The 16176-nt window shown below is 51.0% G+C and carries 12 protein-coding genes; 2 read left to right on the top strand and 10 right to left on the bottom strand.

Annotated features, from left to right (window positions below):
- Window positions 1-3: 3 nt before the first annotated feature.
- From DES37_RS22955 to glpE, 3 genes are all read right to left on the bottom strand, one after another.
- Complete coding sequence (locus DES37_RS22955) at window positions 4-762, bottom strand: DeoR/GlpR family transcriptional regulator (RefSeq protein ID WP_036111249.1); 759 nt, start codon at window positions 760-762, stop codon at window positions 4-6.
- Between the two features lie 57 nt (window positions 763-819).
- Window positions 820-1650 carry a rhomboid family intramembrane serine protease GlpG gene (gene glpG / locus DES37_RS22960; RefSeq protein ID WP_110028001.1) on the bottom strand — a complete coding sequence of 277 codons (831 nt, stop codon included), beginning with the start codon at window positions 1648-1650 and terminating at the stop codon, window positions 820-822.
- A 65-nt stretch (window positions 1651-1715) separates the two neighbouring features.
- Window positions 1716-2045 (bottom strand): thiosulfate sulfurtransferase GlpE, encoded by a 330-nt coding sequence (gene glpE / locus DES37_RS22965; RefSeq protein WP_036111255.1) that lies wholly within the window; start codon window positions 2043-2045, stop codon window positions 1716-1718.
- Between the two features lie 225 nt (window positions 2046-2270).
- Between glpE and glpD the strand changes: the two genes are divergently transcribed.
- On the top strand, window positions 2271-3785 hold the full coding sequence (gene glpD, locus DES37_RS22975) for a glycerol-3-phosphate dehydrogenase (protein WP_110028003.1): 1515 nt from the start codon (window positions 2271-2273) through the stop codon (window positions 3783-3785).
- A gap of 65 nt (window positions 3786-3850) precedes the next feature.
- On the opposite strand, the gene glgP is transcribed toward glpD, so the two are convergent.
- From glgP to asd, 6 genes are all read right to left on the bottom strand, one after another.
- The gene (glgP, locus tag DES37_RS22980) at window positions 3851-6298 is read right to left on the bottom strand and encodes a glycogen phosphorylase (protein WP_110028004.1); all 2448 of its coding nucleotides are present in this window, start codon (window positions 6296-6298) and stop codon (window positions 3851-3853) included.
- Window positions 6299-6316: 18 nt separating this feature from the next.
- Complete coding sequence (glgA, locus tag DES37_RS22985) at window positions 6317-7750, bottom strand: glycogen synthase GlgA (RefSeq protein ID WP_036111263.1); 1434 nt, start codon at window positions 7748-7750, stop codon at window positions 6317-6319.
- A 55-nt stretch (window positions 7751-7805) separates the two neighbouring features.
- Window positions 7806-9089 carry a glucose-1-phosphate adenylyltransferase gene (gene glgC / locus DES37_RS22990; RefSeq protein WP_036111266.1) on the bottom strand — a complete coding sequence of 428 codons (1284 nt, stop codon included), beginning with the start codon at window positions 9087-9089 and terminating at the stop codon, window positions 7806-7808.
- Window positions 9090-9104: 15 nt separating this feature from the next.
- On the bottom strand, window positions 9105-11081 hold the full coding sequence (gene glgX, locus DES37_RS22995) for a glycogen debranching protein GlgX (RefSeq protein ID WP_110028005.1): 1977 nt from the start codon (window positions 11079-11081) through the stop codon (window positions 9105-9107).
- On the bottom strand, window positions 11059-13260 hold the full coding sequence (glgB, locus tag DES37_RS23000; protein WP_110028006.1) for a 1,4-alpha-glucan branching enzyme: 2202 nt from the start codon (window positions 13258-13260) through the stop codon (window positions 11059-11061). Before glgB ends, glgX begins: the two co-directional genes overlap by 23 nt.
- Before the next feature lie 262 nt (window positions 13261-13522).
- Window positions 13523-14629 (bottom strand): aspartate-semialdehyde dehydrogenase, encoded by a 1107-nt coding sequence (gene asd, locus DES37_RS23005; RefSeq protein WP_110028007.1) that lies wholly within the window; start codon window positions 14627-14629, stop codon window positions 13523-13525.
- Window positions 14630-14809: 180 nt separating this feature from the next.
- On the opposite strand from asd, the gene DES37_RS23010 reads away from it, so the two are divergent.
- A complete protein-coding gene (locus DES37_RS23010) occupies window positions 14810-15418 on the top strand; it encodes a YhgN family NAAT transporter (RefSeq protein ID WP_036111276.1) in 609 nt (202 codons plus the stop codon).
- 59 nt (window positions 15419-15477) lie between these two features.
- On the opposite strand, the gene DES37_RS23015 is transcribed toward DES37_RS23010, so the two are convergent.
- On the bottom strand, window positions 15478-16176 hold a 699-nt coding region (locus tag DES37_RS23015), incomplete at its 5' end, for a DUF6708 domain-containing protein (RefSeq protein ID WP_110028008.1).

The following is a 16176-nucleotide window of genomic DNA, read 5'->3' on the forward strand; positions in this document are numbered from 1 at the left end:
GTTTTAGCATAATTCTAACTGCACGTTATTTTCGGCAATCACCTGCATGACGCCTGCAGGGGGCATAATGTCCGTATACAACGCATCAACCAGGCCAATACTCCCCAGGTTTACCATGGCATTACGGCCAAATTTTGTGTGATCCACCACCAACATCACATGGCGTGAATTATCAATAATTGCCCGCTTGGTGCGTACTTCGTGGTAGTCAAATTCCAGTAGCGAGCCATCGCTGTCGATGCCACTAATCCCCAGAATGCCGAAATCGAGACGAAACTGTGAAATAAAATCCAGTGTTGCTTCACCAATGATCCCGCCATCGCGGCTGCGTAATTCCCCACCGGCCAGGATTATCCGAAAATCATCTTTTACCATCAGGGTGTTTGCCACATTCAGGTTATTAGTCACCACCCGCAAATGGCTATGGTCCAGCAAGGCGTGAGCGACAGCTTCCGGCGTAGTGCCAATATCAATGAACAACGTTGCTCCATCAGGGATCTGGCTGGCAACTTTCTGCGCAATACGCGCTTTCTCTGAAGCCAGAGTTGCCCGCCGGTCGTGCCATGATGTGTTTACTGAGCTCGATGGAATAGCAGCACCACCATGGTGGCGCATGATAATATTCTGGTCAGCCAGGTCGTTCAGGTCACGACGAATAGTCTGCGGGCTAACCGAAAAGTGCTCCACCAGCTCTTCAGTACTGACATAACCTTGTTTTTTGACCAGTTCAATAATGGCATCATGCCGCTGTGTTTGCTTCACCCTGCTCTCCTGTTGTTATTGTTTGCGGCGCAAGAGCCGTTTTCGCGACCAAAGCGGTTATGCGCGTTTTCGCGCCTGGCTGCTGTCAACCAGTGCCATCGCCAGCCCCACCAGCAAACCAGTCAGGTGTGCGCTATTGGCAATAGACATCCCCATAACATTAAACCAGCCAATCACCAGCCAGAGCAGTGCAAACACCATCAACCCGCGGGGTAACATCACACCGCAAGACGGGTCACGCTCGCCCCGCAACCACACATAACCCATTAAGGCATATACCACACCCGATAAACCGCCAAACCATGGCCCGCCAAAATAGTGCTGTATAAAGCCGCTGAGTAAGGCGGAGATCAGGGTGACAGTCAGCAATTTACCACTACCAAGGCGCTTTTCGACCGGGCCGCCCAGGTACCACCACCACACCAGGTTAAATGCGATATGCAGTAACGAAAAATGCAACAAGATATGCGAAAAATAACGCCAGACCTGGAATTTGAGCGAGGGCTCAAACGGCCAGGCCAGCCACAACATTACCTGTTGATCCCCGACTATCTGCATCAAAATATACACGGCCACACACAAAACCAGCATGCCCAGTGTCAGTGGGCCAGCTTTACTACGCAGTGTCGCGAAGAAAGGGTAACGCCGATAATGTAGCCCGCTACCGGTATGGCCCGTCGACCAACTGGCCGCGAGATAACGAGGATCGTTGGGGTTTGCCAGAAAGTGCTCCAGCGCTTCTCTGACTAGTGACTCCTGGCTTTCATCCTCCAGCCAGATATCCGTATTCACCCGGTGTTGCAAACTCAGGTGTACGCCCTGAGTCGCCATATAATCGACGAACGCCTGGGCCATACGCGGGTTTTCAAATGAGGCAACCATCAGCATAGGGTAACAACCTGCTTATCCATAATAGTCATAGCAGTATACTGGTTAAATGATGCCGGCAAAAATTACTCTTCACCCTGAGCGACTTCCGCCGGGAACTGACGATGCCATGCCTCAAAACCGCCATCAATGCTGTACACCTCATCATAGCCTTGTTGCAACAAGTACTGAGCCGCACCTTTACTGCTGTTGCCGTGGTAGCACATCACCAATACGGGTGTATCAAAATCCGTGTTTTGCATAAATGCCGGTAAAGAAGCGTTGGTAAGGTGAAACGCGCCAGGGGTATGCGCCAGGGTATAACTTTGTGGATCACGGATATCCACTAACACCGCACCACCAATGTGTAATTTCTGGTGAGCCTGTTCAACATTAATACACTCAAAGTTATCCATTATCTGCGCTTACTCTTTTCTGTATAGGGGATAAAACCCGTTTCCTGATAAGGAAAATGGGGCCTGATTCTCTGGCACCCAGTGTACGTGGCTGAGCGTTAATGCGCCATTGTGTTATGCATATCACGCGAAATTGTTTTTTTCTTGTTACCAAAAGCGCGTTCCCTTGCTATTATGAGCGATATCGAACATTTTTGAGCTTTAACGAAAATGCGTGGGGGCATAATGGAAACCAAAGATCTGATTGTGATCGGTGGCGGCATCAATGGTGCTGGCATCGCTGTAGACGCTGCCGGTAGAGGCTTGTCTGTCCTGTTATTAGAAGCTCAGGATTTAGCCTGTGCGACATCATCTGCCAGTTCAAAACTGATTCATGGCGGGCTGAGATACCTTGAACACTACGAATTTCGCCTGGTGAGTGAAGCTCTGGCTGAACGTGAAGTGCTGCTCAACATGGCACCACATATCGCCTTTCCTATGCGCTTCCGCTTACCTCACCGCCCGCATTTACGCCCGGCCTGGATGATCCGCATTGGTCTGTTTATGTACGACCATCTGGGTAAACGCACCAGTTTACCTGGTTCTGGCGGTTTGCGTTTTGGCGCAGATTCAGTGCTTAAACCTGAAATTGTGCGCGGTTTCGAATATTCCGACTGCTGGGTGGATGATGCAAGGCTTGTGCTGGCTAATGCACAAATGGTGGAAGAAAAAGGAGGCCAGGTTCTCACCCGCACGCGTGTTACCTCGGCACGCCGCGAAAATGGCTTGTGGGTAGTTGAAGCTGAAGATGCAGACACCGGCAAGCGCCATACCTGGCAAGCACGTGGGTTGGTCAATGCAACTGGTCCATGGGTGAAACACTTCTTCGATGACGGCTTACACTTGCCATCGCCTTACGGCATTCGCTTAATCAAAGGCAGCCATATAGTGGTACCGCGTGTCCATACACAAAAGCAGGCCTATATTCTGCAAAACGAAGACAAACGCATTGTGTTTGTTATTCCCTGGATGGATGAGTTTTCGATCATTGGTACTACCGATGTTGAATATAAGGGCGACCCGAAAAGCGTTCAGATTGACGACAACGAAATTCGTTACTTGCTGAATGCCTATAACGCGCACTTTAAAAAGACACTCACACAAGAAGATATTGTCTGGAGTTATTCAGGGGTACGTCCGTTGTGTGATGATGAGTCTGATTCACCACAAGCCATTACCCGTGATTACACGCTGGATATTCACGACGAGCAAGGCAAAGCCCCGTTGCTATCGGTATTTGGTGGCAAACTCACTACTTACCGGAAACTGGGCGAACACGCGATGGATAAGCTCAGCCACTATTACCCCAATATTAAACCCGCCTGGACCAAAGGCGCAGTCCTGCCTGGCGGCCATTTCTCTGGTGACCGGGATGATTATGCAGCGCAGTTACGGCGAAAATTCAGTTTTCTGACTGAATCACTCGCCCGCCATCTCGCCCGCACATATGGCAGCAACAGTGAGAAAATCATTGGCAGTGCCAGCAGCGTGGCAGATTTAGGTGAAGATTTCGGCCATGAGTTTTATGAGGCAGAGCTGCATTATCTGGTCACTCACGAGTGGGTACGTGAACTGGACGACGCTATCTGGCGCCGCACCAAGCAAGGTATGTGGTTAACTGAAGCCCAACAAACCCGTGTTGCGCAGTGGCTGTCTGAACACCAACAATCGTCAGACAGCAGGCTTTCACTGGCATCCTGAGTACAAAGAAATAAGCGCCTCTGAAATCCCCCACTCAGAGGCGCTTTTCATTCATAACAACTACATTAAAGCCTTACCGGTTTTATATGCCAAATTTCATCGGCATATTCCTGAATGGTGCGGTCAGAGGAGAAATACCCCATATTGGCAATATTGTGCATTGCCCTTGTGGTCCACTCTTCTGGTGTCCGATAAAGCTCGTCCACTCGTTTCTGGCAATCCACATAGCTACGGTAATCAGCCAGCACCTGGTAGTGGTCGCCAAAGTTTATCAGTGAATCAACCAGATCCCGGTAACGCCCCGGCTCCTGCGGGCTGAACACCCCAGTCGCGATTTGCGTCAGAACCTGGTACAACGCTTTGTCTTTCTCGTAATACTCACGCGGGTTATAACCCTTACGGCGCAGTGCTTCCACTTGTTCTGCTGTGTTGCCAAAAATAAAGATATTATCTTCGCCAACATGTTCCAGCATCTCCACGTTCGCACCATCCAGCGTACCAATAGTCAGTGCGCCATTCAGAGCAAACTTCATATTACTGGTACCCGATGCTTCGGTGCCTGCCAGTGAAATTTGTTCCGAAAGATCAGCCGCAGGAATAATCACCTGCGCCAGGCTAACACTGTAGTTAGGAATAAAGACCACCTTCAGCAGATCTTTTACCTGGGGATCATTATTAATAACCGCCGCGACATCATTTATCAGGTGAATAATGTGCTTCGCCATGTAATAGGCAGAAGCCGCTTTACCAGCAAAAATATTAACTCGCGGCACCCAGTCGGCGTCCGGATTTGCTTTAATCTGGTTATAGCGTGTAATCACATGCAATACATTCATCAACTGGCGTTTGTATTCATGGATACGTTTTATCTGCACATCAAACAACGCATGGGGATTCAGGACAACCCCCATTTGCTGAGCAACCCAGTCAGCAAGGCGTTTTTTATTTTCCAGTTTGGCGTGCTGAATATCGTTGTTTACTGATGGATAATCGATGTGTTCCTTAAGCTCACGCAGCAGGCTCAGGTCAGTACGCCAGTTATGGTCGATGTTATCGTCCAGCACTTTAGACAAACCAGGGTTTGCCAGCGCCAGCCAGCGCCGTGGGGTAATCCCATTGGTCTTATTACAAAAACGCATTGGGAAGATAGCCGCAAAATCAGCAAACAGTGACTGCACCATTAAGTTTGAATGCAACTCAGAAACACCATTCACTTTATGGCTGACCACCACAGCAAGCCAGGCCATACGCACACGGCGCCCATTGGATTCATCAATAATTGAAGCACGGCCCAACAGCCCCACATCTTCCGGGTATTGTTCCTGCAGCGTTTTCAGGAAATAGTCGTTTATTTCAAAAATAATCTGCAGATGACGGGGCAAAATCTTGCCCAGCATATCCACACTCCAGCTTTCCAGCGCTTCGCTCATCAATGTATGGTTGGTATAAGAGAAGACCTGGCAGGTCACCTCAAATGCTTCATCCCAGCCAAAACCGTGCTCATCTATCAACAGGCGCATCAATTCAGGAATCGACAATACTGGGTGTGTGTCATTCAGGTGGATAGCAATCTTATCAGCCAGATTGTCGAAAGTTTTATGCATTTGCCAGTGGCGGCTCAGGATATCCTGAATGGTGGCGGACACCAGGAAATACTCCTGGCGCAAACGTAACTCCCGGCCTGAATAGGTGGAGTCATCAGGGTAGAGAACGCGGCACACGTTTTCTGAATGGTTCTTATCTTCCACCGCAGCAAAATAGTCGCCCTGGTTAAATTTACCCAGGTTAATTTCACTACTGGCCTGAGCAGTCCACAGCCGTAACGTATTGGTTGCGTCCGTATCATAGCCAGGAATAATTTGGTCAGTGGCAACCGCCAGGATCTCTTCAGTCTCCACCCAGTGCGTTTTCTTGCCTTCTTGCTGAATACGCCCACCAAACCGCACCTTATAGCGCGTATTATGGCGGCGGAACTCCCATGGGTTCCCGTATTCCAGCCAGTAATCCGGCGATTCTTTCTGGCGGCCATCGACGATGTTCTGTTTGAACATGCCGTAGTCATAACGAATTCCGTAGCCACGGCCTGGTAACCCAAGTGTTGCCAGGGAGTCCAGAAAGCATGCTGCAAGGCGACCCAAACCACCATTACCCAGGCCCGGGTCGTTTTCTTCTTCGATAAGCTCTTCAAGAGAGAGCCCCATCTCTTTCAACGCCCCGTCAATGTCTTCATAAATTCCCAAAGACAACAGTGCATTTGACAGTGTGCGGCCAATAAGAAACTCCATCGACAAGTAATATACCTGGCGAACTTCCTGGGAGAGCTGAGCCCGGTTGGAACGAAGCCAACGCTCGACCATTCTGTCCCTTACGGCAAACAACGTAGCATTCAACCACTCATGTTTATTGGCAATAGCCGGGTCTTTACCGATGGTAAACATCAGTTTGTAGGCAATGGAATACTTCAACGCCTCGACGCTGAGAGTAGGTGATGCATAGCTAAAGGGTGCGTTCATAACAGTGATTCCTGGAGACTAAATCAAGCGTTGATAAAGTTCGCGGTAGGACTGCGCCGCTACCTGCCAGCTAAAGTCCATACTCATCGCCTGGCGCTGGACATAGCGCCATAACGATGGGCGTGACCACAACACAAAAGCCCGACGAATCGCCCGTAGAAGCGAAAGGGCATTACTGTCTTCGAATACAAAACCACTGGCGAGACCATCAGCCAGGTTTTCCAACGAGCAATCAGAAACGGTATCCGCCAAACCTCCTGTACGTCGCACCAACGGCAACGTGCCATATTTCAGCCCATACAATTGCGTTAACCCACAGGGTTCGAACCGGCTCGGAACCAGAATCACATCTGCTCCACCCATAATTCGGTGAGAAAACGCCTCGTGATAACCTATCTGTACCCCAACCTGCCCGGGGTGCTCTGCGGCAGCTGCCAGAAAACCCTCCTGCAGTACCGGGTCACCCGCGCCGAGTAATGCCAGTTGCCCACCTTGTTCCAGTAAGCCCGGCAGGGCTTCAAGCACCAAATCCAGGCCTTTCTGACTGGTCAGACGGCTGACTACTGCAAACAACGGCACTTTGTCATTAACCTTTAGCCCCATGGCTATCTGGAGCTGGCGTTTGTTTTCCGCTTTCGCTTCCACAGAATCACGGTCATAAGCGGCAGTAAGTAATAAATCATGGGCCGGATCCCAAATTTTTTCATCCACACCGTTAAGGATCCCACTCAACCGCCCTTCCCTGTGCCGCTGCGTTAACAACCCTTCCATACCATAGCCATACTGTGACTCGGTTATTTCACGAGCATAGGTAGGGCTCACGGCGGTAATGTGATCAGAATAGTAGAGACCCGCTTTCAGGAAAGAAATTTGCCCGTTGAACTCCAGGCCATGCATATTGAAAAACTCACCAGGCAACTGGATCTCTGCCATGTGTTTGGCATAGAACAACCCCTGGTAGGCAAGGTTATGCACAGTAAAAACGGATTTTGCTGGCCGCCCACGCGCGGCGAGATATGCCGGTGCCAGGCCTGCATGCCAGTCATGAGCATGAACCACATCCGGTTGCCAGAACAAATCCAGGCCGCAAGCCAGCTCACTTCCCACCCAACCTAACAGGGCAAACCGCAACACATTATCGGTATAGGAATGCAAATTGGTATCGTGGTAAGGGCTGCCCGGGCGTTCATAAAGATGTGGCGCATCAATCAAATAGATGCCCACACCATTAAAATGCCCATACAACAATGTCATCGGCCCGGCAAACGTATCCCGTCGGGTGACTACCTGCGCGTCAGTGATACCCTTGCGAATATCAGGAAAAGAAGGCAACAGAACACGCGTATCAACGCCACCTGCAATCTGTGCTGCCGGTAACGCACCGATGACATCTGCGAGGCCACCCGTTTTCAGCAGCGGAAACATTTCAGAACATACATGTAAAACCTGCATTGTCGCTCCCGTTCAATGTTTGGCCCACACTGTGTCAGTGAAGGCTCCCTGTTGTTCAGGCCTCCAGACGGGCCAGCATTTCACGCGTTACCAGAACAATGCCTTCTTCGGAGCGATAAAAACGGCGGGCATCCTCTTCGGCATTTTCACCAATGACCATTCCTTCGGGAATGACACAGGCTCTGTCAATAATGCAGCGTCGCAAACGGCACGAACGGCCGATCCACACATCGGGCAGGAGCACTGCAGAATCAATATTGCAAAATGAATTTATTCGCACACGGGGAAACAACACCGACTGCACCACCACAGACCCCGAGATAATGCAGCCACCAGACACCAGCGAGTTGAGTGTCATGCCGTGGCTACCAGAGCGGTCCTGCACAAACTTAGCGGGGGGAAGTGGTTCCATATGGGTGCGAATTGGCCATTTCTGGTCATACATGTCCAGTTCGGGGGTTACCGAGGCCAAATCAAGGTTAGCTTTCCAATAGGCTTCCAGCGTACCTACATCACGCCAGTAAGGTTCAGATTCAGGGTCTGACTGCACGCAGGACAACGGGAAGGGGTGAGCAAATGCTTCACCAGCTTTGGTAATTTTAGGGATGATGTCTTTACCAAAATCATGGCTCGACTGCTCATCCTTATCATCTTCTTCCAGCAACCGGTAAAGATAATCCGCATCAAAGACGTAAATACCCATACTCGCCAGTGCTTTTGTCGCGTCGTTAGGCATCGCTGGCGGTTTTTCTGGTTTTTCAACAAAATCAATAATGCGTTCTTCGTTGTCGACAGCCATGACCCCAAACGCGCGGGCTTCTTCAACAGGAACTGGCAGGCAGGCAACGGTACATTTGGCACCTTTCTCCACATGGTCAATCAACATGCGGGAATAATCCTGCTTGTAGATATGATCACCGGCAAGGATCACCACATAGCTGGCCTTATAACGCCGGATAATATCCAGGTTCTGCGTCACGGCGTCAGCAGTACCGCGATACCAGTTTTCACCATGGACACGCTGCTGTGCGGGTAGTAAATCAACGAATTCATTCATTTCTTCATTGAAAAACGACCAGCCGCGCTGAATATGCTGAACCAGCGTATGCGACTGATATTGCGTAATCACGCCAATGCGACGAATACCGGAATTAATACAATTAGACAGGGCAAAATCAATAATGCGAAATTTGCCGCCGAAGTGGACGGCAGGTTTGGCGCGTGTTGAGGTTAAATCTTTTAAGCGTGTCCCCCGGCCCCCGGCAAGAATAAGGGCAACCGACTTCATTGGCAGCTCACGCGCCAACATCAACGAATCGTTCTTATCTAATCTTATCATGACTGACTCCTTTATTTATGACCGGTAAAAAACGCACACTCCGTGCGCGGGCCCATGCCATACAGCCATTACCACCGGGTTATCCTCTCCGGCAAATGGGGGGACAGCACGCCATTCCCCTTCGGGTAAAACAAATTCACTAACAGACTGAGTGGCATTCAGGGTGATAAGCCAGTGCCCTGAAAGCAGTACCTGCAACTGCTTTATCTCTGACTGCCAGGCCTCAGGGCTCAGCGGCCCGGCCTGGCTGTTAAGCCAGACAACACTGCCATCGCCCTCATCCCACCACTGGTTACGGACCAGTGCAGGGATTTGCTTTCTGAGTTTGAGTAGTTCGGCAGTAAACGCCGTCAGCCCTTCATTCTTATTCGCCCAGTCCAGCCAGGTCAGCTCGTTGTCCTGGCAGTAGGCATTATTATTGCCGTGCTGGGTATGCCCGTGCTCATCGCCTGCCAGTAACATAGGTGTCCCCTGAGCAAGCAACAAAGTCGCCAGTAAGCCATGAGCTGAATGGCGGCGGCGCTCCTGAATATGAATATTGCCTGTCGGGCCTTCCTCACCATGGTTGTTACTGAAATTCGCACTGGTGCCATCACGGTTTTCTTCACCATTCGCTTCGTTATGCTTGTGGTTAAAGCTGACACAATCGCGCAGCGTAAAGCCATCGTGAGCCGTCACCAGGTTAATACTGGCCGAAGGGCTGCGCCCATGGTGGCGAAACACATCGCTGGAAGCCGCAAAGCGGCAGGCAAACTCACCAGGATTTGCACCGCCACTCAGCCAAAAGCGCCGCATACCATCGCGAAAGTGGTCATTCCATTCGGCAAACAGTGGCGGGAAATTCCCCACCTGATAACCCCCCGGGCCAATATCCCAGGGTTCAGCAATCAGTTTCACCTGAGATAGCAACGGATCCTGGCGAATCGCTTCGAACAATGGGGCATCCTGGCGAAACTCTGGAGTACGCCCCATCACACTCGCCAAATCAAAGCGGAAACCATCAACATGAAACTCCTCCACCCAGTAGCGCAGATTATCAACCACCATCTCCACTACCGCCGGGTGGCTCAGATTCAGCGTGTTACCACACCCCGTCCAGTTGTGGTAATCCCCGTTGCCCTGCAGCCAGTAATAGCTGGCGTTATCAATTCCGCGCCAGCTAAAGGTTGGGCCAAAGAGATCCGTTTCTGCCGTGTGATTGAGCACAATATCCAGGACAACTTCTATTCCCGCCTGGTGTAACGCTTTGACTGCAGTACACAACTCAGCCCGGGCTGATTCAGGGTGCGAAGCATAACCCGGCTCCGGGCAATACATCGCCAGAGGGTTATAACCCCAGTAATTGCTGAGCCCCATCTGCTGCAAACGCGGTTCTGTTGCAAACTGAATCACCGGCATTAACTCCAGCGCGGTAATTCCCAGTTGTTGGAAATAATCGAGCATGGCCGGGTGAGCCAGCGCAAGATACGTGCCGCGTAACTCCGCCGGAATACCCGGGTGAAGGCGTGTAAGGCCACGTACATGCGCTTCATAAATAACCGTTTCCCCCCAGGGGGTACGCAGCGGCTCGTCGTCTTCCCATTCAAAATGAGCGTGAACAACCACGCAGCGCGGCATCACACTGCTGTTATCCCGGTGGTCGGGGTTATCCAGGCCACCATGGAACAATGCGTGATCGGGAACGTCACCAATAACCTGGCGGGCACACGGGTCGAGAAGCAATTTTTCCGGATTGAACCGGTGCCCTTGCTCTGGCGACCAGGGGCCATGTACGCGGTAACCATACTGCAAGCCAGGACGGGCGCCGGGCAGGTAACCGTGCCAGATATCGCCAGTACGGGCAGGTAACAAGTGGCGTTCTTCGTTGCCATCTTCGCCAAACAGGCACAACACAACCTGCTCAGCATTAGCTGAGAACAAAGTGAAGTTCACACCGTGGCCATCAAACACCGCGCCAAGGGGCGCAGAATTACCCGCCAGCAGTTGTGTCATCGATATCCCCCTCGCGCACCAGCCAAATTGTTGCCAACGGCGGCACGGTTAAACACAACGAGTGTTCACGCCCATGGCTCTGGATAGCATCACTTTGGATGACGCCGCCATTGCCCATATTACTGCCATGGTAGTACTGAGAATCGGTATTAACGGCTTCGCGCCAACGACCAGGCTGGTTAACCCCTACACGGTAGTGCTCGCGAGGAACCGGGGTGAAATTGCTCACCACAATGATTTCATTGCCCTGCTTGTCACGCCGGATAAACGCGAATACTGAGTTGGCCTTATCGTCAACAACCAGCCATTCAAACCCATAAGAGTCAAAGTCTAGTTGATGCAACGCCTTGTGGTGCCGATAGGTGTGGTTCAGGTCGCGCACCAGGCGCTGTACGCCGTTATGCCAGTTATCCTTACCTTCCAGTAAATGCCAGTCCAGGCTGGAATCATGGTTCCACTCACGCCCCTGCGCGAACTCATTTCCCATGAATAACAATTTCTTACCTGGGAAGGCCCACATCCAGGCGTAATAAGCGCGTAAGTTGGCAAATTTCTGCCATGCATCACCGGGCATACGATCAAGAATAGACCGTTTCCCGTGAACCACTTCATCGTGAGACAGGGGGAGGACAAAGTTTTCGCTGTAGTTATACAGCATGCCGAACGTCATCTGGTCGTGGTGATACTGCCGATGGACCGGGTCCAGTTTCATGTAATTCAGCGTGTCATGCATCCAGCCCATGTTCCATTTAAACCAGAATGCGAGGCCATCTGGCCGGGAAACGCCGGGGAAATCGGTGGATTCTTCCGCCATCGTGACAGCACCAGGTACTTCCTTGCCAATTATCTGGTTGGTCTGGCGTAAGAATGAAATAGCTTCGAGGTTTTCACGCCCACCAAATTCGTTGGGGATCCACTCACCCTGCGCCCGGCTGTAATCGCGATAGACCATTGAGGCAACAGCATCCACACGCAAGCCATCAATCCCAAAACGCTCCATCCAGTACAGCGCATTACCCACCAGGAAGTTCTGCACTTCACGGCGGCCAAAGTTATAAATCAGGGTGTTCCAGTCCTGGTGAAAACCTTCGCGTGGGTCCTGGTGTTCATACAGCGCCGTGCCATCAAAACGCGCTAAACCGGCATCGTCTACCGGGAAATGGCCCGGCACCCAGTCAAGAATGACGTTCAGCCCGGCAGCATGGGCTGCGTCAACGAAATAGCGAAAGTCATCACGCGTACCAAAACGCCGTGTTGGCGCATATAACCCCTGAGGCTGGTAACCCCAACTGCCATCAAACGGGTGCTCATTGACGGGTAACAGTTCGATATGGGTAAAGCCCATACTTTTCACATAGGGCACAAGCTGTTCAGCAAGCTCCCGGTAACTTAACCAGAAGTTATTATCAGTATGGCGGCGCCAGGAGCCGAGGTGCACTTCATAAATCGAAATGGGGGCATCGAAGTCGTTCGCGCGCTGGCGTGATTCACTGATTGTCTGTTTTGGCGGCAACCCGCAGATCATTGATGCCGTGTCAGGGCGCATTTGCGCTTCAAATGCATATGGGTCTGATTTAATGCGTAAATTGCCGTGGCAATCCAGCAACTCGAATTTGTAGAGCTGCCCATTGTGCGCTCCCGGAATGAAGATTTCCCAAATCCCCGACTCGCGGCGTAAGCGCATAGGGTGGCGTCGCCCATCCCAGAAGTTGAACTCCCCAACCACCGAAACCCGGCGGGCATTTGGTGCCCAGACAGTAAACCGCGTACCCGTCACACCATCCATAGTTGCGGCATGCGCGCCCATCGCTTCGTAAGGGCGCATATGAGTACCTTCCGACAATAACCAACCGTCCATTTCCGGCAATAAAGGGCCAAAACGATAGGGGTCATCTATCAGGTTCTGTTGCCCATGCCAGGACACAGCCAGTTGGTAACGGAAAGGATTTTTTCTGCGAGGCAACACCGCGGCGAAAAAGCCACGAGAATCAAGACATGTAAGCTGGCCAACTTTCCGGCCAGTTTTCGGTTCAATCACCCACACTTCCGTGGCATCAGGTAACAATGCGCGAACTTCCAGCCCGGCATCGGTCTTATGCATACCCAGCACGGAAAACGGATCCGAATTCTGGCCAGCAAAAAGCGCAGTTATCACGTCCTTATCAATACACACAGACATGGTAAGCATCCTGTTTTTATGTGTCATACCTGTCCGATTTACGCATGTGCGCAGGCATGCCCACTTATTTTATTGACCTGACAGCGCAGTCTTTCTCCCTGCCACTCTGTCACACAAAAAGCAGAAACGTGGCAAGCACGCTCTCTTTAAGCATAGTCAATGGTTTAGCTGACTCCCGAGAAAAAAATGAACATCGCGTTTACTCCATGTAGTGCGCAAGAAAACGGGAGGGGATCCCCTCCCACGAAGCATAAAATGCTAATCAGGCCAGTTGGTGCAGCATACGACGCAGCGGTTCAGCCGCGCCCCACAGCAGTTGGTCGCCAACGGTAAAAGCAGAAAGGTATTCCGGGCCCATATTGAGTTTACGCAGGCGTCCAACCGGCGTAGACAATGTGCCGGTTACCGCAGCAGGCGTCAGTTCACGCATGCTGATTTCCCGGTCGTTCGGAATCACTTTCACCCAGTCGTTGTGCTCAGCAAGCATTGATTCAATGGTCGCAACGGAAACGTCTTTTTTCAGTTTCAGTGTGAAAGCCTGGCTATGGCAGCGTAACGCGCCAATGCGCACACACAAGCCATCTACGGGAATTGTTGATGTGGTCCCGAGAATTTTGTTGGTTTCCGCCTGGCCTTTCCACTCTTCACGGCTCTGGCCGTTATCGAGTTGTTTATCAATCCACGGGATCAGGCTGCCAGCCAGCGGCACACCAAAATTATCGACCGGTAATGCACCGCTGCGTGTCAGCGCGGTTACTTTGCGTTCGATATCCAGAATAGCCGATGCCGGATCTGCCAGTTCTGCCGCCACTTCATGATGCAACTGCCCCATTTGCGCTAACAGTTCGCGCATATGGCGGGCGCCACCGCCGGAAGCAGCCTGGTAAGTAGCAACAGACGCCCACTCAACCAGGTCATTGGCAAACAAACCGCCCAGGGACATCAGCATCAGGCTGACAGTACAGTTACCGCCCACAAATGTGTTAATGCCTTTATTCAGACCATCGTCAATAACCTTCTGGTTAACCGGGTCCAGAATGATAATGGCATCATCTTTCATTCGCAGGGAAGATGCGGCATCTATCCAGTAACCTTTCCAGCCGCTTTCCCGCAGCTTTGGATAGATTTCATTGGTATAATCGCCGCCCTGGCAGGTCACGATAATATCCAGGGCTTTCAGTGCGTCCAGGTTCCAGGCATCCTGCAAAGTGCCAGCAGCTTTCCCGGCGAACGCAGGTGCAGCCTGCCCGGTTTGAGAGGTAGAGAAGAAGATGGGGTTAATGGCGTCAAAATCGCGCTCTTCAACCATGCGCTGCATGAGCACGGAACCAACCATGCCACGCCATCCGATAAAACCAACATTTTTCATAACTTATCTTTCCTGCAAAGATGTGTGCGTTTTTTGTGTACCCGTGAGGGAACCGGTTTATCCTTTCACCTTACAAAAAGCAGCTAAAGTCGCAAGTGAAATTAATCAATGATGACCATCTCATCAGAAGCACGGCTTATTTAGCAGAAATTCCGAATTTATTATTATGGAAATTTATTTATGAATGAAATCATTTCCGCAGCAGTTTTGTTGATCCTGATTATGGATCCTCTCGGAAATTTACCCATTTTTATGTCTGTGCTGAAGCATACCGAGCCCAAACGGCGCCGCAAAATAATGATAAGGGAGCTATTAATTGCGTTGCTGTTTATGCTGATTTTCTTATTTGCAGGTGAGAAAATCCTGTCATTACTTAACTTACACGCAGAAACTGTTTCAATTTCAGGTGGGATAATTTTATTCCTGATTGCCATTCGGATGATTTTCCCTGCCCCCACGGGAAGTTCAAGTGGCCTGCCAGCCGGTGAAGAGCCGTTTATTGTGCCGCTGGCGATTCCGCTGGTTGCCGGGCCATCACTGCTGGCAACACTGATGCTGCTTTCTCACCAGTATCCCAACCAAATGGGGCATTTAGTCATCGCCCTGTTGGTTGCATGGGGAGGCACCTTCATCATTTTGCTGCAGTCTTCACTGTTTTTACGGCTGTTGGGTGAAAAAGGCGTTAATGCGCTGGAAAGGTTGATGGGGCTTATTTTGGTGATGATCGCCACTCAGATGTTTCTGGACGGTATTCGCACCTGGATGCAGGGTATACCGGTGCATGGGTAATACCCCTCGTGTCGGAAAGTCTGCAGCTACGATATGAAAATAAAAGTATCTGCAGGCTCTTAGCTACTACTGGTGGATTCCCGCTCCATGGCTTCCGGCCAGGCATCGGCCTTACGGGGTTGCCAGAAGTCCGCGGTTCCGGCATTGCGTGGCGGTGGCAGTTCATCGTCGTGCTGCATATACATACACAGGTAACTCCAGATTTGGTTCAGTTGCTCCCGCTCCCCCCACTCTTTCGCCAGCACAAAGCGCTCCACCACCTGGTGAGTGCCGGGTTCACACAGTGCCCCATACAGGTGGTAGCCACGGATACCCGGGGTGCTTTCAAAATGGACTTCTCCGTGGATATCTGCCCAGTTATACACACTGATACGGGTTATGGCTTTCCGCCAGGGCTGCCAGGGCTGTTTATAGTTATATACATAGAGTTTTTGCCGCTTGCGGTTCAGGCGTATTGGCAGGCTGCGAGGTTCGATAAAATAAGTTTTCAGGGCAAAAAAAACTAAACATAAAATGACGATAGAGGTTAAAAAGGCCGTGATGACAAAAAAATAATGAGCAATCGCGATACTATAAAAGGCAAGAAAGAAAATAATAAAAGTGAATATAACTACCAAAAAAATCATTCCTCCCCACATCACTTCAATCCGGTAACGGGGCACTTCCAGGTAAATATCATTCCGCTCTGTCAGCCAGCGCAGTTGCGGCGGCACCAGCTGGGGCTCATGGTTTTCCGGCAGGTCTTCACACCAGTTATT

It is taken from the genome of Mangrovibacter plantisponsor, from assembly GCF_003182475.1.
Classification (GTDB): Bacteria; Pseudomonadota; Gammaproteobacteria; order Enterobacterales; family Enterobacteriaceae; genus Mangrovibacter; species Mangrovibacter plantisponsor.